The organism is Sphingomonas sabuli, from assembly GCF_014352855.1.
GTDB lineage: Bacteria > Pseudomonadota > Alphaproteobacteria > Sphingomonadales > Sphingomonadaceae > Sphingomicrobium > Sphingomicrobium sabuli.
The window spans coordinates 1,833,520-1,855,925 of sequence record NZ_CP060697.1 but is presented as its reverse complement, the minus strand read 5'-3'; the positions used below and the strand labels follow the sequence as shown (position 1 = coordinate 1,855,925).

General features: G+C 68.3%; 28 protein-coding genes and 1 tRNA gene. 17 read left to right on the top strand and 12 right to left on the bottom strand.

Going from position 1 to position 22,406, the window contains the following annotated elements:
* Positions 1 to 11 precede the first annotated feature (11 nt).
* The 7 genes from H8M03_RS09295 (at position 12) to H8M03_RS09265 (ending at position 5,384) form a co-directional block, all read left to right on the top strand.
* Positions 12 to 692, top strand: coding sequence for a type 1 glutamine amidotransferase (locus tag H8M03_RS09295; RefSeq protein ID WP_222931869.1), 681 nt, complete (start codon positions 12 to 14; stop codon positions 690 to 692).
* Positions 689 to 1,801, top strand: coding sequence for an S-(hydroxymethyl)glutathione dehydrogenase/class III alcohol dehydrogenase (locus H8M03_RS09290; RefSeq protein WP_187479166.1), 1,113 nt, complete (start codon positions 689 to 691; stop codon positions 1,799 to 1,801). The genes H8M03_RS09295 and H8M03_RS09290 overlap by 4 nt, the downstream gene beginning before the upstream one ends.
* 13 nt (positions 1,802 to 1,814) lie before the next feature.
* Positions 1,815 to 2,210 carry a VOC family protein gene (locus H8M03_RS09285; protein ID WP_187479165.1) on the top strand — a complete coding sequence of 132 codons (396 nt, stop codon included), beginning with the start codon at positions 1,815 to 1,817 and terminating at the stop codon, positions 2,208 to 2,210.
* A gap of 16 nt (positions 2,211 to 2,226) precedes the next feature.
* Entirely contained in the window at positions 2,227 to 2,598 is a 372-nt protein-coding gene (locus tag H8M03_RS09280; RefSeq protein ID WP_187479164.1) for a VOC family protein, read from the top strand.
* Positions 2,571 to 3,431, top strand: coding sequence for an S-formylglutathione hydrolase (gene fghA / locus H8M03_RS09275; RefSeq protein WP_425506844.1), 861 nt, complete (start codon positions 2,571 to 2,573; stop codon positions 3,429 to 3,431). Before H8M03_RS09280 ends, fghA begins: the two co-directional genes overlap by 28 nt.
* Positions 3,432 to 3,438: 7 nt before the next feature.
* The gene (locus H8M03_RS09270; protein WP_187479163.1) at positions 3,439 to 4,698 is read left to right on the top strand and encodes an MgtC/SapB family protein; all 1,260 of its coding nucleotides are present in this window, start codon (positions 3,439 to 3,441) and stop codon (positions 4,696 to 4,698) included.
* Positions 4,699 to 4,778: 80 nt separating this feature from the next.
* The gene (locus tag H8M03_RS09265; protein WP_187479162.1) at positions 4,779 to 5,384 is read left to right on the top strand and encodes an ATP-dependent Clp protease proteolytic subunit; all 606 of its coding nucleotides are present in this window, start codon (positions 4,779 to 4,781) and stop codon (positions 5,382 to 5,384) included.
* 53 nt (positions 5,385 to 5,437) lie between these two features.
* Here H8M03_RS09265 and H8M03_RS09260 read toward each other — a convergent pair.
* The 7 genes from H8M03_RS09260 to H8M03_RS09230 all read right to left on the bottom strand — a co-directional run bounded on the left by H8M03_RS09260 (position 5,438) and on the right by H8M03_RS09230 (position 11,499).
* Positions 5,438 to 5,512 (bottom strand) — tRNA-Glu (locus H8M03_RS09260).
* Between the two features lie 39 nt (positions 5,513 to 5,551).
* Positions 5,552 to 7,297, bottom strand: a complete 1,746-nt coding sequence (gene recJ / locus H8M03_RS09255) for a single-stranded-DNA-specific exonuclease RecJ (protein WP_187479161.1) — start codon at positions 7,295 to 7,297, stop codon at positions 5,552 to 5,554.
* Positions 7,294 to 8,838 (bottom strand): PH domain-containing protein, encoded by a 1,545-nt coding sequence (locus H8M03_RS09250; RefSeq protein ID WP_187479160.1) that lies wholly within the window; start codon positions 8,836 to 8,838, stop codon positions 7,294 to 7,296. The genes recJ and H8M03_RS09250 overlap by 4 nt, the downstream gene beginning before the upstream one ends.
* Entirely contained in the window at positions 8,816 to 9,292 is a 477-nt protein-coding gene (locus H8M03_RS09245; RefSeq protein WP_246448830.1) for a PH domain-containing protein, read from the bottom strand. Before H8M03_RS09245 ends, H8M03_RS09250 begins: the two co-directional genes overlap by 23 nt.
* A gap of 32 nt (positions 9,293 to 9,324) precedes the next feature.
* Positions 9,325 to 10,323, bottom strand: coding sequence for a class II fructose-bisphosphatase (gene glpX, locus H8M03_RS09240; protein WP_187479159.1), 999 nt, complete (start codon positions 10,321 to 10,323; stop codon positions 9,325 to 9,327).
* 63 nt (positions 10,324 to 10,386) lie between these two features.
* Positions 10,387 to 10,872, bottom strand: coding sequence for a DUF2721 domain-containing protein (locus H8M03_RS09235; protein WP_187479158.1), 486 nt, complete (start codon positions 10,870 to 10,872; stop codon positions 10,387 to 10,389).
* A gap of 9 nt (positions 10,873 to 10,881) precedes the next feature.
* Positions 10,882 to 11,499, bottom strand: coding sequence for a trimeric intracellular cation channel family protein (locus H8M03_RS09230; protein ID WP_187479157.1), 618 nt, complete (start codon positions 11,497 to 11,499; stop codon positions 10,882 to 10,884).
* Between the two features lie 92 nt (positions 11,500 to 11,591).
* Between H8M03_RS09230 and H8M03_RS09225 the strand changes: the two genes are divergently transcribed.
* Positions 11,592 to 13,358 (top strand): PHA/PHB synthase family protein, encoded by a 1,767-nt coding sequence (locus H8M03_RS09225; protein ID WP_187479156.1) that lies wholly within the window; start codon positions 11,592 to 11,594, stop codon positions 13,356 to 13,358.
* A gap of 7 nt (positions 13,359 to 13,365) precedes the next feature.
* On the opposite strand, the gene H8M03_RS09220 is transcribed toward H8M03_RS09225, so the two are convergent.
* From H8M03_RS09220 to rarD, 3 genes are read right to left on the bottom strand one after another with little or no spacing between them, the layout of a single operon-like run.
* Positions 13,366 to 13,587: a hypothetical protein gene (locus H8M03_RS09220; protein WP_187479155.1), complete on the bottom strand. Its 222-nt coding sequence runs from the start codon at positions 13,585 to 13,587 to the stop codon at positions 13,366 to 13,368.
* Between the two features lie 33 nt (positions 13,588 to 13,620).
* Positions 13,621 to 14,043 (bottom strand): hypothetical protein, encoded by a 423-nt coding sequence (locus H8M03_RS09215; RefSeq protein ID WP_187479154.1) that lies wholly within the window; start codon positions 14,041 to 14,043, stop codon positions 13,621 to 13,623.
* A gap of 33 nt (positions 14,044 to 14,076) precedes the next feature.
* The gene (gene rarD, locus H8M03_RS09210; protein ID WP_187479153.1) at positions 14,077 to 15,000 is read right to left on the bottom strand and encodes an EamA family transporter RarD; all 924 of its coding nucleotides are present in this window, start codon (positions 14,998 to 15,000) and stop codon (positions 14,077 to 14,079) included.
* A gap of 96 nt (positions 15,001 to 15,096) precedes the next feature.
* Between rarD and H8M03_RS09205 the strand changes: the two genes are divergently transcribed.
* From H8M03_RS09205 to H8M03_RS09180, 6 genes are read left to right on the top strand one after another with little or no spacing between them, the layout of a single operon-like run.
* Entirely contained in the window at positions 15,097 to 15,762 is a 666-nt protein-coding gene (locus H8M03_RS09205) for a DUF4893 domain-containing protein (protein ID WP_187479152.1), read from the top strand.
* Positions 15,759 to 16,127, top strand: coding sequence for a ribose-phosphate pyrophosphokinase (locus H8M03_RS09200; protein ID WP_187479151.1), 369 nt, complete (start codon positions 15,759 to 15,761; stop codon positions 16,125 to 16,127). The genes H8M03_RS09205 and H8M03_RS09200 overlap by 4 nt, the downstream gene beginning before the upstream one ends.
* A 31-nt stretch (positions 16,128 to 16,158) precedes the next feature.
* Entirely contained in the window at positions 16,159 to 17,229 is a 1,071-nt protein-coding gene (locus H8M03_RS09195) for an RluA family pseudouridine synthase (protein ID WP_187479150.1), read from the top strand.
* Positions 17,226 to 17,891: an HAD-IA family hydrolase gene (locus H8M03_RS09190; protein WP_187479149.1), complete on the top strand. Its 666-nt coding sequence runs from the start codon at positions 17,226 to 17,228 to the stop codon at positions 17,889 to 17,891. The genes H8M03_RS09195 and H8M03_RS09190 overlap by 4 nt, the downstream gene beginning before the upstream one ends.
* Complete coding sequence (locus tag H8M03_RS09185; protein ID WP_187479148.1) at positions 17,884 to 18,111, top strand: hypothetical protein; 228 nt, start codon at positions 17,884 to 17,886, stop codon at positions 18,109 to 18,111. The genes H8M03_RS09190 and H8M03_RS09185 overlap by 8 nt, the downstream gene beginning before the upstream one ends.
* The gene (locus H8M03_RS09180; RefSeq protein ID WP_187479147.1) at positions 18,108 to 18,803 is read left to right on the top strand and encodes an ATP12 family chaperone protein; all 696 of its coding nucleotides are present in this window, start codon (positions 18,108 to 18,110) and stop codon (positions 18,801 to 18,803) included. The genes H8M03_RS09185 and H8M03_RS09180 overlap by 4 nt, the downstream gene beginning before the upstream one ends.
* Here the strand turns inward: H8M03_RS09180 and gmk are convergent.
* The gene (gene gmk, locus H8M03_RS09175) at positions 18,800 to 19,444 is read right to left on the bottom strand and encodes a guanylate kinase (protein ID WP_187479146.1); all 645 of its coding nucleotides are present in this window, start codon (positions 19,442 to 19,444) and stop codon (positions 18,800 to 18,802) included. The genes H8M03_RS09180 and gmk overlap by 4 nt on opposite strands.
* Positions 19,445 to 19,561: 117 nt before the next feature.
* Here gmk and H8M03_RS09170 point away from each other — a divergent pair, with 117 nt between their 5' ends.
* The 3 genes from H8M03_RS09170 (at position 19,562) to murA (ending at position 22,058) form a co-directional block, all read left to right on the top strand.
* Positions 19,562 to 20,263: a phasin family protein gene (locus H8M03_RS09170; RefSeq protein WP_187479145.1), complete on the top strand. Its 702-nt coding sequence runs from the start codon at positions 19,562 to 19,564 to the stop codon at positions 20,261 to 20,263.
* 142 nt (positions 20,264 to 20,405) lie between these two features.
* Positions 20,406 to 20,735 carry an ATP-dependent Clp protease adapter ClpS gene (gene clpS / locus H8M03_RS09165; RefSeq protein WP_246449240.1) on the top strand — a complete coding sequence of 110 codons (330 nt, stop codon included), beginning with the start codon at positions 20,406 to 20,408 and terminating at the stop codon, positions 20,733 to 20,735.
* 39 nt (positions 20,736 to 20,774) lie between these two features.
* Positions 20,775 to 22,058, top strand: coding sequence for a UDP-N-acetylglucosamine 1-carboxyvinyltransferase (murA, locus tag H8M03_RS09160; RefSeq protein WP_187479143.1), 1,284 nt, complete (start codon positions 20,775 to 20,777; stop codon positions 22,056 to 22,058).
* On the opposite strand, the gene H8M03_RS09155 is transcribed toward murA, so the two are convergent.
* A complete protein-coding gene (locus H8M03_RS09155; RefSeq protein WP_187479142.1) occupies positions 22,059 to 22,373 on the bottom strand; it encodes a DMT family transporter in 315 nt (104 codons plus the stop codon). It abuts the gene before it with no gap.
* Positions 22,374 to 22,406: the final 33 nt, after the last annotated feature.

Genomic DNA, 22,406 nt, shown 5'->3' with positions numbered 1-22,406 from the left:
GGCGCATGAGAGTGGCAGTATTGGAAACCGGCCGCCCGCCGGGCGCGCTGGCCGAGGAATATGGCGATTACCCCGACATGTTCGGCCGGCTGGTCGGGGACGGGTTCGAGATGGAAAAGTTCGACGTCACCCGCGGCGAATTCCCGGAAACGGACGTGCACGCGGGCTATATGATCACCGGGTCGCCGGCCGGGGTGTACGACCCGTTGCCGTGGATCGCGCCGCTGTTCGAATTCATCCGCGCGGCCGAGCGCGTGCCGACGGTCGGCATCTGTTTCGGCCACCAGGCGATGGCGCAGGCGCTTGGCGGCGACGTCATCAAGTCGCCCAAGGGGTGGAGCAGCGGGCTGCACACCTATCGCGTCGTTCGGCAGGAACCGTGGATGCAAAGCGAGGGCAGCGTGGCCATCCCCGCGTCGCACCAGGACCAGGTGGTCCGGCAACCGCCGGCAAGCGACGTGGTCGCCGAATCCAATTTCACGCCGTTCGCGGCGCTGGCCTATCGCGATCGGCCGGCCATATCCTTCCAGTTCCACCCCGAGTTCACGCCCGCTTATGCCAAGGCCTTGATCCGCGCGCGCAGCGACGCCTTTCCGGAGCCGGACGCCTTGCTCCACTCGCTCGACGCGCCCAACGATACGGACCGTGTCGGGCGGTGGATCCGCAGCTTTTTCCAGGAGACCAATTCATGAAGACCCGCGCCGCCGTCGCGTTCGAAGCCAAGCAGCCGCTGGAGATCGTCGAGGTCGACCTGGACGGCCCTAAGGCGGGCGAAGTGCTGGTCGAGATCAAGGCGACCGGCATCTGCCACACCGACGCCTATACGCTCGACGGGTTCGACAGCGAGGGCATCTTTCCGTCGATCCTGGGCCATGAAGGCGCGGGCATCGTCCGCGAGGTCGGGCCGGGCGTGACCAGCGTCAGGCCGGGCGACCATGTCATTCCGCTGTACACGCCCGAATGCGGCAAGTGTAAAACCTGCCTGTCCGGCAAGTCGAACCTGTGCACTGCCATCCGCGCGACGCAGGGCAAGGGGCTGATGCCCGACGGCACCAGCCGCTTCAGCTACAAGGGCGAGACCATCTTCCACTACATGGGCTGTTCGACCTTTTCGAACTTCACCGTGCTGCCGGAAATCGCGGTGGCGAAGATCCGCGAGGACGCGCCGTTCAAGACCAGTTGCTACATCGGGTGCGGGGTGACCACCGGCGTCGGCGCGGTGACCAAGACGGCCAAGGTCGAGCCGGGCGACAATGTCGTCGTCTTCGGGCTTGGCGGCATCGGGCTGAACGTGATCCAGGGCGCCAAGCTGGCGGGCGCGAACAGGATCATCGGCATCGACGTCAATCCCGACCGCGAGGAGTGGGGCCGCCAATTCGGCATGACCGATTTCCTCAACACCAAGGGCATGAGCCGCGAGGACATCGTCGCCAAGATCGTCGAGATGACCGACGGCGGCGCGGATTATTCGTTCGACGCGACCGGCAATACCGAGGTCATGCGCACCGCGCTGGAATGCTGTCACCGCGGCTGGGGCACGTCGATCATCATCGGCGTCGCGGAGGCGGGCAAGGAAATCGCCACGCGGCCGTTCCAGCTGGTCACCGGGCGCAACTGGCGCGGCACCGCGTTCGGCGGCGCCAAGGGCCGCACCGACGTGCCGGGGATCGTCGACATGTACATGGACGGGCTGATCCAGATCGACCCGATGATCACCCACGTCCTGACGCTCGACGAGATCAACCGGGGCTTCGATTTGATGCACGCGGGCGAAAGCATCCGCAGCGTCGTTATCTACTAGGGAGGGGTTCGCGATGTTCAATCACATCGTCCTGGGCAGTAACGACCTCGACGCTTCCAAGCGCTTCTACGACGCGGTGTTGGGCACTTTGGGCTTTGCCGGCGAGCCGTTTCGCGACGCCGCGCCAAGCGGGCACGAGCGGCTTTTCTATCGCCACAACGGCAACGTCCTAGCGATCACCCGGCCGATCAACGACGCGCCGGCGACCGTGTCCAACGGGGCCACGATCGGGTTCAAATGCAATTCGCCCGAGCAAGTGCTGCGTTTCCATGACGTCGCGGTCGAACATGGCGGGACTTCGATCGAGAGCCCGCCCGGCGAGCGCCAATTCAACCTGGGCAAGATGCACCTTGCCTATGTCCGCGATCCCGACGGCAACAAGCTGTGCGCCATCCACCGCCCCGCATGACCCAAGGAGCAACCCCATGTATTCGCACGTGATGGTCGGATCGAACGACCTGCCCAAGGCCAAGAAATTCTACGACGCCCTGTTCGGCAAGGAAGGCCGTACCGACGACAAGGGCCGGGCAAGCTGGGGCCGCAAGGGGTCGGTGTTCATGCTGACCAGCCCGATCGACGGCCAGCCGGCGACCCATGCCAACGGCGGGACCATCGGTTTCGGGTTCGACACGCCGGAGGAAGTCGACGCCTGGCACAAGCGCGGGGTCGAGGCCGGCGGCACGCCGTGCGAGGACCCGCCGGGCTATCGCGAGAATGCGTTCGGCAAATTGTACCTGGCCTATCTGCGCGATCCCGACGGCAACAAATTGTGCGGGCTGCATCGGCCGCAGCAGTGAAGGTCGTTGCCGAGAACCGGGCCCATGGCGGGCGCCAGCTGGTCGTCGAGCATCAGTCGAGCGCGACCGGCACGCCGATGCGCTTCGCGATCTTCCTGCCGCCGCAGGCCGAGGGCGGCGGCAAGCTGCCGGTCGTCTGGTATCTGTCCGGGCTGACCTGCACCCACGCCAACGTGACCGAAAAGGGCGAATATCGCGCCGCCTGCGCCGAGCACGGGCTGATCCTTGTTGCCCCCGACACCAGCCCGCGCGGGGACGGCGTGCCCAACGACGAGGCGTATGATTTCGGGCAGGGCGCGGGCTTTTACGTCGATGCCACGGAAGCGCCGTGGGCCGAGCATTTCCGCATGTGGACGTACGTCACCGAAGAGCTGCCGGCGCTGGTCGCGGCGGAATATCCGGCGGACATGGAGCGGCAGGCGATCACCGGCCATTCGATGGGCGGCCACGGGGCGCTGACCGTCGCGCTGCGCCATCCTAACCGCTTCAGGAGCGTGTCCGCCTTTGCCCCGATCGTCGCGCCGGGGCAGGTGCCGTGGGGCGAGAAGGCGCTGGGCGGATATCTGGGCGGCGACCGCGCGGCCTGGCGCCGGCATGACGCCGTGGCTCTGATCGAGGACGGCGCGCGCGTCGGCGAACTGCTGGTCGACGTCGGCACCGCGGACGATTTCCTCGACACCGAGCTCAAGCCCGAATTGCTGGAGCGTGCGTGCGCGGAGGCCGGCATCGCGCTGACGCTGCGCCGGCAGCCGGGGTACGACCACAGCTATTATTTCATTTCCACGTTCATGGCCGACCATCTGCGCTGGCACGCCGAGAGACTGGCCCGGTGAGCGCCGCTTGATCGAGGGGCTGGAACCCTGGGCCCAGCAGGGGCTGGGCGCCGCGACGGGGCTGGCCATCGGCCTGCTCGTCGGGCTGGAACGCGGCTTCAAGCTACGCCGCCAGAAAGAGGGCAAGCGGGTCGCCGGAGTGCGCACCTTTTCGCTGCTCGGCCTTGGCGCGGGGCTTGCCGGCGTCGTCGCCGAAACGCAGCCGATCGCCGCCGCGGTCATCCTTCTGGCGATGCTCGGCTATCTTGCCATTGCCTATGCCCCGCGACTGACCAGCGGCGGCGACGCGACCAGCCCGGTGGCCGCTGCGGTCACCGTGGTCGCCGCTTTCCTGGCCGGATTGGGCAACGTCGGGCTGGCCGGGGCGGCGGCGGCGATACTGGTCTTCATCCTGGCGCTGAAGGACGAAATCCACCAGTTCGTCGACCGGCTGGAAGAACGCGATATCCACGCCATCGCCCGGTACGGCATCATCGCGCTGGCCGTCCTGCCGTTCCTGCCCAACGAGGAGATGGGGCCGTACGGCGCGTGGAACCCGACCAAATTATGGTGGGTGGTGATCATCGTCACGGGTTTTTCCTTTGCCGGCTATGTCGCCAACCGGCTGTTCGGCGCGCGCCACGGGACCATCGCCACCGCGTTGATCGGCGGCGCGTACAGTTCGACCGCCGTCACCCAGTCGCTGGCCCAGCGGCTTGGCCAGACCAAGGGCGGCGGCGCGGAGCCGGCCGGAATCGCGCTGGCCAGCGCGGTCATGTACCTGCGGGTCATCGTGCTGGTCGCGATCCTTGCCAACCGCATCCTGTTGCCGTTCGTCATCCTGCTGGCCCCCGCGCTGATCGTCGCCTGGGTCGCCGGATGGTGGCTGTACCGTCAGGCCGAGCCGAGCGATGCGCCCGCCCCGCCCGGCAACCCGATCGCCCTGGTTCCGGCGTTGGGCTTCGTCGTGTTCATCGCCATCGCCGCCGTCGCCGCGCGCTGGGCGCAAGGCCAGTTCGGCGAACAGGGGATCGCGATCCTGTTGTTCCTGATGGGGTCGATGGACGTCGATGCGTCGATCGTCACCGCCGGCGGCCTACCCCCCGACCTGATCGGGGCGGAACTGGCGGCCATCGCCATCGGCGGCACGATCATCGCCAACATGGCGGTGAAGATCGGCGTCACGCTGGCCTATGCGCGCCGCAACGGGTGGAGCGCGGCGCTGGCCCTGCTGGCCAGTACCCTGGTCCTGGCCGGCAGCATCGCCGTCGCCTGGTTGCGGTTGTAGGGACCGCATCCCATTTCAGCCGGGCGGCGCTTGAGGCGCCGCGGTCCCGTGTTAGGCAGGGGGCGAACCCAGGAGATCCCATGCAAGACGACATGCCCGAAGACTCGCAGGTGAACCCCAGCGATTTCGCCGGAAAGATCGAGGCGGAGCTGCTGCGCACCCGCAAGGTTCTGATCTTCGGCGAAGTGCACGACCGGCTGGCCCGCGACATTTGCGCGCGGCTGCTGCTGCTCGCCGACCGCGACTCCAGCGCGCCGATCGACATCTATATCAATTCGCCCGGCGGCCACGTCGAATCGGGCGACACCATCCACGACATGGTGCGGTTCGTGCGCAACGACGTGCAGATCAACATGATCGGCACCGGCTGGGTCGCCAGTGCCGGCGCCCACATCTACCTGGCCGCCGAGAAGGCCCGCCGGTTCTGCCTGCCCAACACGCGGTTCATGCTGCACCAGCCGGCCGGCGGCGTGCGCGGCATGGCGGCGGACATCGAGATCGAGGCCAAGGAAATCCTGCGCATGCGCGAGCGGCTGGTAAAGGTCATCGCCGAGGAAACCGGACAGCCGGTCGAGCGCATCAACAAGGACATCCACCGCAACCATTGGATGAGCACCGAGGAAGCGATCGATTACGGGATGGTCGCGCAGGTGATCCGCGATCCGAAGGACATTCCGGCGAAGTAGGAAGTCCGAAAATGCCATCAATCTGCTCGACCTGCCCTCGGCAGGTCGAGAATTGGTGACCCCTACGGGAATCGAACCCGTGTTTCAGCCGTGAAAGGGCCGCGTCCTAACCGCTAGACGAAGGGGCCGGAAAAGCGGGGGCGAGTTAGGCGAGCGTATCGCGCCGGTCAAGCGACCGCGGCATCTTCGAGGTGCATCTCTGCCGCATTGCCGCCATTCCATTCGTCGCGGCGGATGCTTCCGGCCAGCCACCAGCGGCGGTCGCCGGGCGAATTGAGCAGCGCCTGGCCAAGCGCGGTTTCGGCGCTGCGAAAGGCGATCCACTTGAAACTTTTGCCGTCGTCGCCGCAGGCGATGCCGCGCACGTGGTTTTCGCCGACGACCCCGGTGCGGAGCAATCGCGCCGGACCGGCGACGATCTTCGGGCTTGGCCAACCCGCGCCATAGGGGCCGGCGACGTCGAGCGAATCGCACAGGTCGCCGGCGACCCCGCCGGGAGCGAGCAGCGCGTCGATCAGCAGGGCGCGGCCGTCGCGCGCCCGTTCGATATCGTCCGCCAGCCGGTCGTTGAGGAAGGCGCGAAAGGCGTCGAGCCCGCCGCTGGGCAAGGTCAGCCCCGCCGCCATCGCATGGCCGCCGCCGGCAATCAGCAGGCCGTTATCCTTGGCCGCAAGCACCGCCGCGCCGAGATCGACTCCGGAGATCGACCGGCCCGAACCCTTGCCGATGCCGTCGTCGCCTTCCGAAATGACGATCGCGGGGCGGCCGAAGCGTTCCTTCAGGCGGCCGGCGACGATGCCGATCACGCCCTGGTGCCAACCCCGGTTCATCACCGTCAGCACCGGGGCGTCGGACTGGGCCGCGGCCTGCGCCTCGGCCTGTTCGCAAACGCTCATTTCGATCGCGCGCCGTTCTTCGTTGAGCCGGTCGAGCTCGGCGGCGATGGTTCGTGCCTCTTCGGCGTCGGTCGAGGTCAGGAGCCGCACGCCAAGGTCGGACTTGCCGACCCGGCCGCCGGCATTGATGCGCGGGCCGAGCGCGAAGCCGAGGTCGCGGCACGACGGCGCCTTGACCAGCCGCGCCGCCTGCGCAAGCGCGGCGAGGCCGATATTCTGCCCGCCGTCCATCACCTTGAGGCCCTGCGTGACGAAGGCGCGGTTGAGGCCGCGCAGCTTGGCGACGTCGGCGACGGTGCCGAGCGCGACGAGGTCGAGCAGGTCGAGGATCCCGGGTTCGTCGCGATCCTTGAAATAGCCGCGACCGCGCAATTCGCGCAGCAAGGCGACGCCGAGGACGAAGGCCATGCCGACGGCGGCAAGGTGGCCGTGCGCGGCGCCCAGTTCGCCTTCGTCCAGCCGGTTCGGATTGACGAGGGCAAAGGCGGCGGGAAGCGCGGTGGCGCATTGGTGATGGTCGACGACGATCACTTCGAGCCCGGCGGCGTTGGCTTCGTCCACCGCATCGAACGCCTGCGCGCCGCAATCGACGGTGACGGCCAGGCTGGCGCCGCGTTGCTTGAGGTCAACCAGCGCCGCGCCCGACGGGCCGTACCCTTCCATCAGCCGGTCGGGGATGTAGACCATCGGGTCGCTGCCCAGCCGTCGAAGCAGCAGGGTGAGCACCGCCGCGCTGGTCGCGCCGTCGACGTCGTAGTCGCCGAAGATGGCGACGGTTTCGCGCGACTGGACCGCGTCGGCCAGGCGCCGGGCGGCCTTGTCCATGTCGCGGAAGGCCGACGGGTCGGGCAGGAAATCGCGGATCCGCGGGTCGCGGTTGCGCGGCAGGTCGTCGCGGTCGACGCCGCGGCCGAGGAGCAGCCCGTCGACGAGGGATTCTAGGTCCCCGCCGCCGGACCCGCGCCATTTCCACGGCTGGCCGGTGACCGACCGTTCGACATTGGCGGCAAAGTTCATGCCGGCGAATCTAGCAGGCTCGACCGCAAGTGGAATGCCTGCAGGCGGGGGACGGCCGGAATGCTGTGGGCGGAAAAACCGCGGCCGCCGGCGACGCCGAAGATCAGCGTGGTGACCCCGAACCAGCGGCCGAAAAAGCTTTCGGCGATCTCTACGCTCTGGATCTTGGCCAGCGGCAGGATGCGCAATTGCCGCCGCCACCAGCCGGTGCGCACGAGCAGCCTGTCGCCGTCGAGCAGGAAGCCGGTGCGCCGCCAGCCGAGCACGCGTGAAAGCGTGACGGCGAGGAGGAACAGCAGGACCAGCGCCGACGCGACGACCAGCGGCAGGAGGGATTGTGCCACCCCTTCCCGCGCCGCCGCGTCGATCTGCAACGGGCCGACGGTCAGGACGAGGAGCAGCACGAGGGCGAGCGCCGCCAGCGGAACCACGCCCACCAGCAATTGCCAGATGTAGGCGGGGGAAACGCGGTGCCACCGCGGCCGGTCGGGCAGTGGCCGCCAGCCAAGCTCGGTGACGATCGCCGCGACTTCCGGATCACTGGCCAGCGGGGCGACGACATGGTCGCCGCTGCCTTCGTCCTGCGCCAGGTTCTGCAGTTTCAGCACGCGCCAGCCGAACGCGTCGCGAATGGGGCCGGTCGAGATCAACGCCGCCTGCACCCGGCGCACGGGCAGGCTGACGTCGGTCCGGGTGAGCAGGCCGCGGCGGCGGCGCAGGCTGGTGTCAGTCCGGTCGAGGCGAAAGCCGAATTCGCGCAGCACGGTACGGGTGAGGCCGGTCAGCGCCCCGGCGATCAGCAGGACGACGACCCCGCCGGCGACCGCCGCCGCCCGGTGCGCGGCGAGGAAGCCGGCCACCGGCCCGCTTCGCGCCAGCACGTCCCGCCAGAAGATCTCGGTGAACGGGTTGAAGCCCAACACGTCGCCCAGCGTCTGTGTCAGCCCGAGCAGGCCGGCGAAGATGGCGAGCGAAAAATTGAACAGTCCGGCAAGGCCCACCCGCGGCAGGTCCATCGCGAACACCGGGTCGTTGGCCGCCGTCGCCTCGACCGCCGGCCTGGCGCTGTCCTGCGTCCGGTAGCCGCGCACGATGCGGCGGATGGCCTCCGCCCGATCGATCGGGATCGCGCGCAGCATGCCGTCATCCTGCCCGCCACCCGACGCGCCGCCGGTTTCGAAGCGCACCGCGGCGATGCCGAGCAGGCGCGCGATCGCGCCCTGGGTGATGTCGACGTCCTGGATGCGGTCGAACGGGATCGACCGGTGGGTACGGCTGAAGATGCCGCTGTCGATGCGGATTTCGTCGGCTCCGACGCGAAAGCCGAAGCGGCGCCAGTAGAGAAACGTCCCGATCAGGCCGACGACGACGAGCAGGGCCGCGATGACCAGCGCGGTGCCGAGCCGTCCGGACACGGCGAGATAGCCGAGCGCGACGTAGCCGCCGGCCAGCTGGCGCAGGCTGCCGGCGATTCCGCTGGCCAGGAACAGGGGGTGAAGCCGCTCCGGCGGCGCGTCGTCAGGCGAAATCGGTTCGGACATGGTCGCGGATGATGTCGCGGATCTCGGCGGCTCGGCCGGGATCGAGGCCCGGCAGGGTGACGATGCTGTTGTGCGTGCCGGCGGTGTGGACGACGAGGGTCGCGACATCGAACAGCTTTTCGATCGGCCCCTGAGTCACGTCGATATGTTGCACGCGGACCAGCGGGACCACCGTGTCGCTGTGGAACATCCAGCCGCGCACCACCTGCAGCAGGCTGGCGCCGACGCGGTAGCCGAGCCGGCGGTAGATGCGCTGCGGAACGACGACGAGAGTCAGCAGGCCGAGCAGCGGGAGCAGCGTGCTGGGAAGGCCGTGAAAGCCGGTACCGGGCAGAAGCGTCTGGTCCAGCACGATCGCGCCAATGGACAGCACGGCCCATTGCACGAGGAAACGTGCCCGCAGGACATGCCTGTATCCGGGTTCGACCGGCAGCAGGGGATCGTCGTCGTTCACCGCCGCGATCTTAGCTGCCCGGGCGGCGCGATCTAGAGGCTGCGCTGGCTGCCGTGGCGGTAATGTTCGGCCGCCACCCGGCGGACCGTGCCGGAGCTGGCGCGCATGACGATGCTTTCGGTGGTCACGCAATCCTTGCGGCTGTGCACGCCTTCGAGCAGCGAGCCGTCGGTGACGCCGGTGGCGGCGAAGATGCAGTCGCCGCGGGCCATGTCGGCGGTGGTGTAGATGCGGTCGAGATCGTCGATCCCCCAGCCGCGCGCGCGGCCGACTTCATCGTCGTTGCGGAACAGCAGCCGGCCCTGGATCTGGCCGCCGACGCAGCGCAGCGCGGCCGCCGCGAGCACGCCTTCGGGCGCCCCGCCGCTGCCCATGTAGACGTCGATGCCGGTGTCCGGGTCGGCGGTGGCGATGACCCCGGCAACGTCGCCGTCGGGGATGAGCTTGATGCCGCAGCCAAGCTGGCGCAGTTCGGCGACGATCGCGTCGTGGCGCGGGCGGTCGAGGACGCAGGCGATGATCTCGTTCGCTTCCACGCCCTTGTGCGCGGCGATGGCGCGAACGTTGTCGGCGGGCGACCGGTCGAGGCTGATGAGGCCGTCGGGATAGCCGGGCCCGACCGCCAGCTTGTCCATGTAGACGTCGGGGGCGTTGAGCAGGCAGCCATGTTCGGCGATCGCAAGCACGGCGAGCGCGTTGGGGCCGGCCTTTGCAGTGATCGACGTGCCTTCGAGCGGATCGAGCGCGATGTCGATCCCGGGGCCGTCGCCCTGCGCCGAGCCGACGCGTTCGCCGATGTAGAGCATCGGCGCTTCGTCGCGTTCGCCCTCGCCGATCACCACGGTACCGTCGATCGGCAGCAGGTTGAGCTTGGCGCGCATCGCCTCCACGGCGGCGGCATCGGCGGAATCATTGTCGCCCCGGCCGATCCATTTCGCCGCCGCGATGGCCGCGGCTTCGGTCACCCGCACCATCTCGAGGACGAGAACGCGGTCGAGAACGGACGAGCTGGTGACCTGGTCGATCGACATGACGGTAGAAACACTCCCTGTTTGGTGCCCGGGCGATAGGCAGCGGCCCGCCGCTTGTCGAGGTCAGGCGGGCGGGTCTTCGGCCTGGTGGTCGAGCAGCGCGGTGCGCACGCGCATCGAGCGGGCGGCGATGCGGGTTTCGAACAGGAAGACGGCGAAGGCGAGCGCGAGGAACACCATGCACAGGATGAACAGCACCGCCAGCGCACGGCCGAAATGGCCGCTGACCACCGACCCGGCGAACAGCAGCACGACGATGCAGCACACCAGCAGCGCGGCCAGCACCGCCATCCACACCGCGCGGCCGACCAGTTTCATGCGCGTGTCGAGGGTGCGCAATTCGGCAATGTAGCGGTCATGTTCGCTGCCCCGCGACTGGAGCAATTTGGGTTCGAGGTCGCGGGCGCGGTCGACGATCCGCGACTGGCGGCCGGTCAGCACGTTGAGGAAGCCGGCAATACCGGCGAGCAGGAACACCGGCGCCAGCACCGACTGGATGATGTCGGCGATTTCAGCGACTCGGGTGTCGGCGGGCGGGATCGGGATCATCGCGCCACCCTAGTCACGATAGGCGGGCAACGACCAGCCGCGCGCGATGGCCAGCCCGCGCAGCGCGAAACCCGCCGCCGCCGCGACGATCGCAGCGGGCCAAACGGTCAGCCCGATCAGCGACAGCAGCACGAACAGGCCCGACGAGAGCGCCGCGGCGGTGACGTACAGTTCGGGCCGCATCAGGATCGAGGGTTCGCCGGCCAGGACGTCGCGGATGATCCCGCCGGCGCAGGCGGTCAGCACGCCCATGGCGAAGGCCGGTACGGGGGCAACGCCGAAGGCCAGCGCCTTGGCCGCGCCGTAGGTGGCGTAAGCGGCGAGCCCGGCGGCGTCGAACCAGTCCAGCGCGGCATTGGCCAGCCGGCGGCTGGCGAACCATACCGCAAGGCAGGCAGCGATGCAGATCAGCAAGGCGCCGTTGGCGTGGACCCAGAAGACCGGCGCCCCGATCAGCAGGTCGCGCAGCGTGCCGCCGCCAACGCCGGTGGCGACGGCGAAGAAGGCAAAGGTGACCAGCGTCTGCTTCTTTTCCGCGGCGAGCAGCGCACCGGTGACGGCAAACACGGCGATGCCGAAATAATCTAGCAGCACGAGCGCTGGCGGCAGGGGACTGGCGTCGACCATTGACCCCCTGTGCGAGGAACGAAGTGCGGGCGCAATCCATTGGCGCGTTGCCCGGTTTCGCAACTTGGGCCGATGACAGCTATGGCAGCGCGATGACCGACAAGACCGACACCGACCGACCGCAGACGCTGGAAGACTGGCAGCATTGGACCTGGGTGATGGGCCGGGCCCAGCAGATGTTGCTGGAAGCGTGGGCGCAAAGCCTGAAGACCGGCGCGCCGTGGCCGACCAGCCCGCCCGCCTGGGGCGCGTTTCCGCCCGCCTTCGTCGCGCCGCCCGGCGCGCCCGCCGACCCGACCAGCATGATGAGCGCCGGCGCCGAAGCGTGGGCCAAGGGGCTGGACACGTGGGGCCGGATGATGGGGCTGAACCCCCCGGGCGCGGAAACCAGGGACCGCCGCTTTGCCGCGCCGGAATGGTCGGACAACCCGGTGTTCGACCAGATTCGCCAGACCTATCTGGCGCTGTCCGACCGGTTGCTGGGCACGGTTGACGAGGTCGAGGGGCTGGACCAGGAGAGCCGCGCGCGGTTGCAGTTCGCGACCAAGAGCTTCGTCGACGCGATGAGCCCGTCCAACTTCGCGCTGACCAATCCGCAGGTGTTGAAGAAGACCATCGAGACGCGCGGCGAGAACCTGCTCAAGGGCCTGGCCAACATGTTGAAGGACGTTGCCGCGGGCCAGGTGACGCAAACCAAGCAGGGCGTGTTCGAAGTCGGCAAGAACCTGGCCACGACGCCCGGCAAGGTGGTCAAGGAAACGCCGCTTTACCAGCTGATCCAGTACACGCCGACGACCGACAAGGTTTTGAAGACCCCGGTGGTGATCTTCCCGCCGTGGATCAACCGTTTCTACATCCTCGACCTCACGCCCGAGAAGAGCTTCGTCAAATGGTGCGTGGACGAGGGCATCTCGCTGTTCATGGTCAGCTGGAAATCGGCCGACGAGACGATCGCCGACATCACGCTCGACGATTATGTCCTGCGCGGCCAGGTCGACGCGATCGACACCATCCGCGACCTGCTGGACGTCGAGAGCGTGCACACCATCGGCTATTGCGTTGCCGGCACCACGCTGGCGACGACACTGGCGCTGCTCGACGCCCGCAAGCAGCAGGATCGCGTCAAGTCGGCGACCTTCCTGACGGCGCAAGTGGACTTTTCGCTTGCCGGGGACCTCAAGCTGTTTGCGGGCGAGGAGACGATGGCGCTGCTCGAGCAGCTGACGGCTGAAAAAGGCTATCTCGACGGGCGCTACATGGCGGCGACGTTCAACCTGCTGCGCGGCCGCGACCTGATCTGGAATTACGTGGTCAACAATTACTTGCTGGGCGAGGAGCCGCCGCCGTTCGACCTATTGCAGTGGAACAGCGACACCACCAACCTGCCGGGCAAGTGGCACCGCGCCTATCTTGAGGACCTGTACAAGGCGAACAAGCTGGTCGCGGGCGAGATCACGGTCGACGGCACCGCGATCGACCTGAGCCGGGTCAAGACGCCGGCGTATATCCAGGCCGGGCGCGAGGACCATATCGCGCCGCCCGAAAGCGTGTGGAAAATCATGGACCATTTCGCCGGCGACAATCGCTTCGTGCTGGCCGGGTCGGGCCATATTGCCGGGGTGGTCAATCCGCCGTCGGCCCAGAAATATTGTTACTGGGTCAACGACACGCCGTGCGGGACGCTGGCGGATTTCATCGACGGTGCCGAGCAGCACAAGGGCAGCTGGTGGCCCGATTGGGCCCGGTGGCTGAAGGCGCAGGACGGGGCAACGGTCGTGGCCAAGGGCGCGCGCATTCCCGGCGAAGGCAGGCTGAAAGCGGTCGAGGACGCACCGGGACGGTACGTCAAGGAACGCTAGACCCGGGTCAAAGGATGCCGCCGCCAAGCGACAGGCGGATGACGCCGATCAGGATGACAAACAGGTTGAGGTTGCGCCCCGCGTTCGATCGCGACGCCATGCCGACGACCGTGCCGACAATGGCCAGCGGGATGATCAGCCAGTTGGCCCAGCCGAGCAGGGGCAGGAAGGCGATGGTCGCGAAGACGAGCGCGACGATCCCGATGATGAGCGAGACGATGTTGAGCATGCGCCCGACCCTAACCGCGCCGGAGCGCCGGCGCTAGTTCGCTTCCGGGACCGGCGCGATGGTCGCCAGCGTCTGCGTGCCGCAGCGGACCTCCACCGAGCCGACCGCGGCGTCCATCGGCCATTGGCCGCGCACGTCGTGGGTGACGATCGCCTGGGTCGCCGCGCCCGCGGGCGGGGCAGCCTGGAGGGTGACGACGACCTGGACCGGGAAGCTTTCGCGGACCTGCAGCGGCTGGTCGAAGCCGACGGTGTAGCCGCCGGTCGGCGTGGTCACCTTGCCGGTCACGTGCAGCGTCGGGCGCGCACCGGGCCCGGGCATCTTGTTGATCCACGCATTCCAGTCCGACGAGCCGGCCACCGCGCAGGGCGGGGGCGGGGGGACGGTCGGCGGCGGGACGGCGGCGCAGGCGGTCAGCGACACGGTGGCCGCGGCGGCGAGGAAAATCCTGGTCATGGGCGACCAATGCGCACGCCGACGATGCGTTCCCTAGTCGGACGGGGCGGCGCTGGCCGAGCGGTGGTCGCGCACCAGCGCCGTCACGTACAGAATCAGCGCGATCCAGATCGCCCCGAAGGCGACCGCGTGGGCGGCGGTGAAGGCTTCGCCGTAAAAGGCCACGGCAATGATGAATTGCAGCGTCGGGGCGATGAATTGCAGCATCCCCAAGGTCGAATAGCGAAGCCGCCGGGCCGCGGCGGTGAACAGCAGCAGCGGGACCGACGTGGCGACGCCCGCCAGCAGCAGGAGGATGGTGTCGGTGCGGGTCGGCCCGAACGCCGGACCGCCGGCGGCCACGCCCCACGCCAGCCACAGCAGGGCCAGCGGCAGCAGCAGCGTGGTTTCGATGGCCAGGCCCGCGACCGCTTCCACCGACGCGATCTTGCGCAGCAGGCCGTAGGTCGCGAAGCTGAACGCCAGCGCGAGACTGATCCACAGCTGACCGAGCGACTGGTAGGCAAGCGCCGAAATGCCCGCCAGCGCGACGACCACCGCCGCCCATTGCAGCCAGCCAAGCCGTTCCTTGAGGATGAAACGCCCCATGACGACGTTGACCAACGGGTTGAGATAATAGCCGAGACTGCCGGCGAGGATGTGGCCGGTGGTGACGGCGTAAACGTAGAGCAGCCAGTTGACCGCGATCAGGCAGGCGGACGCGGCGAGCAACACCATCGTTCGTCGCTGGCGGAGCACGGCGCGGACTTCGCCGGTTCGCGCGAACAGCAGCAGCAGGAGCGCGAGGAAGGGCACCGACCAGGCGACGCGGTGGGCCACGATGTCGACCGGGCCGACCGCCGCCAGCGCCTTGAAGTAGATCGGCAGCACGCCCCACAGCCCGTAGGCGCCGAGCCCGAACCACAGGCCGGCAAGCGCCGCGCGCTGTTGATCCGAAGGGGTGCGGGGCGCGTTCATCTGCCGCGCGCCTAGCGGTCGCCAAGCGCAAGTGAAAGGTCATGGTGAAGCGCGCGTTGGTTGCATCGGACGCGACACTTTGCCACGCTTCGCGGCATGCGCACTTCGGCGATCCTTTTGGCGATGGCATTGGCCGCGACCCTTGGCGCGTGCGACACCACGTCCAAGAAGCGGACGGCGGCGACCATCACGGTCGAACAGCCGCAGCCCGGCGATGCCTGGAAGCAGACCGCGACGCCCAGCGACCGCAGCCGCATCGACCGCAGCGGGCTGGCATGGCAGCAGGGCATCGACGAGGCGCGGGCGCGGTTCGGCCGCGCCGTGGCCGGCGAAGGCGAGCTGTTGAAGCCGCTGGCCCGCCTGCCTCGGCCGCAGCCGACGCCGGGCAGTTACAATTGCCGGCTGATCAGCATCGGCAAGACGGACAGGAAGTCGCCGGCGTTCGAGAAGTTCAAGCCGTTCTTCTGTTACGTCCTGAGCGACGACGACGGGTCGCTGTCGATCGTCAAGCAGACCGGCAGCCGCCGCCCGGTCGGCCAATTGTTCGACGACGCCGACCCCAACCGGATGATCTTCCTGGGCAGCCTGGGCCTGGCCGACGACAAGGAATCGCGCGCTTATGGCGAGGATCCGGAACGCGACATGGCGGGCGTGTTCGAACGCATCGCCCCGTTCCGCTGGCGGTTGGTGATCCCGTGGGCGCGCAGCGGCGCCAAGCTGGAGGTGTTCGAACTGACGCCGGTCGCCGACCAGCCCGAATGAGCCGGGCCGGGCTGCTCGCCGACCCCGGCGAGGTCCGCCGACTGCTGATCGAATCCGCCGCAGCGGGCCAGCCGATCACTTATTCCGAAATGCTCGGTGCGCTTGGCCATGCCTTCACGCGCCCCAAGATGCGGGCCCTGTGCAAGGTGCTGGCCACGGTCGACGACGATGCGGCCGAGCGCGGCGAACCGGAGCTGGCGGTGCTGGTCGTGCGCCAGTCGGACGGCCTGCCCGGACAGGGGTGGTGGATCGGCGGCGCGATCGCGCACGGGCACGACGGCCCGTGGACCGGTCCCGAAGCGGCACGGCTGGTCCATCGGCTGCAGCAGCAGGCGTTCGAACATTGGCGCGATCGCACGGGTTAGATTCGGGCGGCTTAATCGCTAGAGGGCGTGGATGGCCGATACGCGCACATTCCGGGTCGACGTCGATGACGACGGCATCCGCCTCGACCGCTGGTTCAAGCGGCACCAGCCGGACGTCAATTTCAACCTGGTGTCGCGCTGGGCGCGGACCGGGCAACTGCGCGTCGACGGCAAGCGCGTGGTGCCGGGCGAACGCATATCCGCCGGGCAGGAAATCCGCCTGCCGCCGGTCGAGCCGGACAAGGAGCGCCGCCCGCGCCGCGACAAGCCCCGGCGCGACCCGCTGACCGCGGAGGAAACAGAATACGTCCGGTCGATGGTGATTTACGAGGATGCCGACGGCTTCGTCCTCAACAAGCCGCCGGGGCTGGCGACGCAGGGCGGGACCAAGACCACCCACCATCTCGACCGCCTGCTCGACGGGCTGGCGGACGACGACGGCAACCGGCCCAAGCTGGTCCACCGGCTGGACAAGGACACGTCGGGCGCGCTGCTGGTCGCCAAGACCGCGCGCACCGCCAACCTGTTTTCCAAGAGCTTTTCCGGCCGCACCGCGAAGAAAGTCTATTGGGCGCTGGTCGTCGGCGTGCCGTCGGGCGACGAGGGGCAGATCGACGCGCCGCTGTCCAAGCAGCCGGGCACCGGCGGCGAGAAGATGCAGATCGACGAAGCAAACGGCCAGCCGGCACGCACCCGCTGGCGCGTGATCGACCGCGCCGGCAACCGCGCCGCCTGGGTCGAATTGCAGCCGCTGACCGGCCGCACCCACCAGTTGCGGGCGCACATGATGGCGATCGGCCACCCGATCGTCGGCGACGGCAAATATGGCGGGCAGGACGCGTTCCTGACCGGCGGGATCAGCCGCAAGCTGCACCTGCATGCGCGGCGGCTGCGGATCGATTCGCCGTCCAAGGGCAAGATCGACGTGCGCGCCGACCTGCCCGAACATTTCGCGCAGAGCCTGGACATGATCGGGTTCGAAATCGCCGCCGGCGATGCCGCCGCGCCGCAGCGCCAGCAACGCGCGCCGCGCACGGCCAAGCCCAAGCCCGACAGCCGCCGCGGCGAACGGCGCACGCGCAGCAACCGCGGCCGCAAGTGACCCGCCTGGCGGTTTTCGATTGCGACGGCACGCTGGTCGACAGCGGGGCGACGATCTACGCCGCGCTGGCGGAGGCGTTCGACCGGCACGGGCTGGCCCTGCCGCCGCCGCAGGAAAGCCGGCGGGTGATCGGGCTGAGCCTGAACGAGGCGATGGCCGCGTTGCTGCCCGAGGCCGATGCGGCGATGCACAGCGCGCTCGCCGAAACCTACAAGCAGTCGTTCTTCACCGCGCGGCAGGAAGGGCGGGTGCAGGAGCCGTTGTACGACGGCATCCTGGAGCTGCTCGACACGCTGGAGGATGACGGCTGGCTGCTGGCGGTGGCGACCGGCAAGTCCGACCGCGGGCTGCGCCATTGCCTGTTGAGCCACGACATCCACGCGCGCTTCATTTCCCTGCAAACCAGCGACCGTCACCCGTCGAAGCCTGCACCCGACATGGTCATTGCGGCGATGAGCGAGGCCGGCGCCACCGGCGCCACCACCATCGTCGTCGGCGACACCAGTTTCGACATGGGCATGGCGCTGGCCGCCGGGGCGAAAGCGGTGGGCGTCGGCTGGGGCTATCACGACGCCGAGGAATTGTTCGCGGCGGGCGCCGACGCGGTTGCCGCGACGCCCGCCGAAGTCGCCGACATTGCGAGGGAAATCGCCGATGGATGACGAAGCCAAGTGGAAGAAGCGCTTTCTGCTGTTCATGGGGGCGCGGCTGGTCGGGCTGGTGACGGTGGCCGCGGGGCTGGCCATCGCGCTGACCGACCTGGTGCGCCCGGGCGGCTGGCCGGTGGTCGGCGGGATCATCGCCGTGCTTGGCCTGATCGACATGGTCGGGGCGCCGATGATGCTGAAGAAGAAATGGAAGGCCGAAGACGAGGGCCGATGAAGCGGTTCTGGAAGCAGGCGGCGGTTGCCGAGGGGGCCGACGGCTGGACGGTCGAACTGGACGGCAAGCCGCTGCGCACGCCGGCGCGCCACGCGCTGGCGGTGCCGAGCGCGGCGCTGGCCCGGGCGATCGCGGCGGAATGGAACGATAGCGGCGAGACCGTCGATCCGCGCACCATGCCGCTGACCGGGCTGGCCAATGCGGCCGTCGACCGGGTGGCGCCGGCCAGCGCGCCGTTCGCGGCGGGCCTGGCCAAATATGGCGAGGGCGACCTGCTGTGTTACCGGGCCGAATCGCCGCGCGAATTGCGCGCCCGGCAGGACCAGATGTGGGACGCACTGCTGGCGTGGGGACGGCGGCGGTTCGACGTCGATTTCGAAACGACGTGCGGGATCGTCCACGTGCCGCAGCCCGAAGCGACGGTGCGGCGGCTGGCGCATGCCATCGCCGCGCTCGACCCCTATCGGCTGTCGGCGCTGTCGGTGCTGGTGACGATCGGCGGGTCGCTGGTCGTCGCTTTGGGGGTGATCGAGGGCGCGATCGCCGCCGATGACGCCTGGTCGGCGGTGACCGTCGACGAGCAATGGCAGCGCGAGCAGTGGGGCGCCGACGCGGAAGCGGACGCGGCACTGGACCTGAAACGCCGCGACTTCCTGGCCGCGGCCCGGTTCGTGGAGTTGCTCGGCCGCTAGTGCTGCGGGCCGATGAGGTCGCGGACGAAGCCGACGAGGCCCGGCTGGCTGGTGCGTTTCGACCGTTCGGCGGCGACGATCGAGCGGACCCGGTCGAGACAGGCGTCCATGTCGTCGTTGACCATCACATATTCATATTCGGCCCAGTGGCTGATCTCGTCCGCCGCACGGTGCATGCGGTCGGCGATGACCGTGTCGCTGTCGGTGCCGCGGGCGCGCAGGCGCCGTTCCAGTTCGGTCATCGACGGGGGCAGCAGGAAGATGGTGACGAGATGTTCGCCGAAGTCGGGTTCGAGCTGGCGTGCGCCCTGCCAGTCGATGTCGAAGAGGATGTCGCGGCCTTCCTTCAGCGCCTGCTTAACCGGCGCCTTGGGCGTGCCGTAGCGAGACCCGAAGACGGTTGCCCATTCGACGAATTCGCCGGCCTCGATCATTGCGTCGAAGCGCGCATCGTCGACGAAATTATAGTCGACGTTATCGGCCTCGCCGGGGCGCATCGGCCGGGTGGTCGCGCTGATCGACATGCTGACCTGGCGGTCGGCGCCCAAAAGCATCCGCGAGATGGTGGTTTTGCCCGCGCCCGACGGGGACGACAGGACGATCAGGAGGCCGCGTCGGCTGCGCTTGGCGGAGGGGTCCATGGCCGCTCTTGCGACGCGTCGCGGCGGGTCGTCAAGGGCTTCTGCTGCGGTGCACAAAAAAGGTCTTGAAATGGTGCCGTGCACAAATTATGTTGCACTGCACAAGAGGAGATAAAAATGGTTGCCGAAGCTACTACCCCCGCCGAAGCCGTGACCGACGCGGTCGAAGCCACCACCACTGCCGCGACCAAGCAGGTTGCTGCCGTCGCCGCGGTCGCCAAGGGGGCGAGCAAGGCCGCCAAGACCCGTACCACCAAGGCGCGCAAGACCCGCCGCACCGCCACCAAGCGGGCGAAGGCCAAGACGGTCAAGACCGTCCGGGCCGCGAAGGTCCGCGCCAAGCAAGGAATTGAAGACATGACCAACGACACCGTGTTCACCGGCTTTGCCGGCATCCCTGGCGCCAACACGTTCGAGAAGCTGTTCACCGACGCTTCCGGCCGTGGCGAAGACGTCGTCAAGCGTTCGCGCAAGGCGGCTGAAGAACTGGCCGACATGTACCGCGGCAACATCGACGCGTTCGTCGAAGCCAGCCGCATCGCCGCCACCGGCGTCCAGTCGATCGGCCAGACCGTTGCCGCCAAGAGCCGCGACAGCGTCGAGCAGACCGCCGACACCGTCCGTTCGTTCGCCGAAGCCAAGAGCCCGACCGAGTTGCTGCAGCTGCAGGGCGACTTCGCGCGCAGCGCCTTCGACCGCATGGTCCAGGACAGCTCGACCTTCGCCGAATCGATGGTCAAGCTGGCCGGCGAAGCTTTCCAGCCGCTGTCCAACCGCGCCAGCGCGAACGTCGAACGCATCAACGAGATCGCTGCCTGACACCTCCTCCCCTCCAGTCAGGTACGACGAGGCGGTCGCTCTTATGGAGCGGCCGCCTTTTTCTTTGCCGCCCGGCGCCTTTGCCTTGCGGCGCGTTCCGCGCTTGCCATATCTAGGGACGATGCAGTGGCGCACGATCACCATGGGCGACGGGCCCGGCCGCGACGGCCTTGGCGACGAGGGCACCGGGGTCGCGACGCGCACGCGCCCGAAGACCAAGAAGCCGTCCAATTACAAAGTGCTGATGCTCAACGATGATTACACGCCGATGGAATTCGTCGTGCTCGTCCTCCAGCAGTTCTTTTCGATGAGCATCGAGGACGCGACTCGCGTGATGTTGCAGGTCCACCAGCAGGGCGTCGCGGTATGCGGCGTGTTCACCTACGAAGTGGCCGAAACCAAGGTCAGCCAGGTGATCGATTTCGCGCGCGAGAACCAGCATCCGCTGCAGTGCACGCTGGAGAAGGCCTAGGCCGGTTGCGCCATGGGCGCCGTTCGCTAAAGCGCGGCAGTGGACTCGATATGGATTCAGGGCGGCAAGCGCCTTAGCGGCGACATCCAGATCAGCGGTGCGAAGAACAGCGCCCTGACGCTGTTGCCGTGCGCGCTGCTGACCGAAGAGGCGCTGACGCTGGGCAACCTGCCGCGGCTCGCCGACGTCGACAGCTTCGGCCATTTGCTCAACGAACTGGGCGTGACGACCAAGGTCGCCGGCGCGCGGCGCGAGCGCGTCAGCCGGCGCATGACGCTGACCGCGGACGACATTGTGTCGACGGTCGCGCCCTACGACATGGTGCGCAAGATGCGCGCGTCGATCCTGGTGCTTGGCCCGATGCTGGCGCGGATGGGCGAATCGACCGTGTCGCTGCCCGGCGGCTGCGCCATCGGCGACCGCCCGATCGATCTGCACCTGAAGGCGCTGGAAGCGCTTGGCGCGGACATCGAACTGGCGGCCGGATACGTGAAGGCGAGCGCGCCCAAGGGGCGGCTTGAAGGCGGCGATTACAGCTTTCCCGTGGTATCCGTCGGAGCGACCGAGAACGCGTTGATGGCGGCCGTCCTGGCGAGCGGCCGAAGCCAGCTGTTCAATGCGGCGCGCGAGCCCGAGATCATCGACCTGTGCAACCTGCTGGTCGCGATGGGCGCGCGCATCGAAGGCATCGGCAGCGGCCATCTGATCATCGACGGCGTCGAGGGCCTGCACGGCTGCGATTACGACGTCATGCCCGACCGCATCGAGGCCGGCAGCTATGCCTGCGCGGCCGGCATCACCGGCGGGTCGCTGCACCTGGTCGGGTCGCGGCCGGAAGAAATGCTGGCGACGACCAACGTGCTGGCCCAGACCGGGCTGGCAATCGAATTCACCGACAAGGGGGTCCGGGTCAGCGCGCACCAGCCGTTGAAGCCGATCGCGGTGTCGACCGCGCCTTTCCCCGGCTTCGCCACCGACATGCAGGCGCAGCTGATGGCGATGCTGTGCGTCGCGGAAGGCCAGAGCTTCCTCGAAGAGACGATCTTCGAGAACCGTTACATGCACGTCCCCGAACTGCGCCGGATGGGCGCGGAGATCGACGTCCACGGGCGGTCCGCCATCGTCCACGGTCCGCGGCCGCTGACCGGGGCGCAGGTAATGGCCACCGATTTGCGCGCGTCGATGAGCCTGATCATCGCCGGGCTTGCCGCCGAGGGGGAGACCGAAGTGCTGCGGGTCTATCACCTCGACCGCGGCTACGAGCGGCTGGAGGACAAATTGTCCGCCGTCGGAGCGACCATCGAACGCCGCGGCGGCGGCTGATCAGGCGGCGAACTTCAGCCCGGCGATGGCCGCGATGATGACGAAGATGAGCAGGATGCGCAGGGTCGAGGCCGGTTCGCCGAACCAGGCCAGGCCGACGACGACCGTGCCCACCGCACCGATCCCGCCCCACACCGCATAGGCCGTCCCCATCGGGATCGTCCGCGAGGCATATTCGAGCAGGGCCATGCTGACCGCGACCGAGGCGAGGAAGGCGATCGTCCAGGGCACGTTGCGGAAGCCGTCGACGAAGCGCAGCGACGTGGTGAAGCCGACTTCGAACAGCCCGCCGAGGATCAGCAACACCCAGGCCATATATCCTCCCGCTGGACGCTCCCGTCCGCTGCG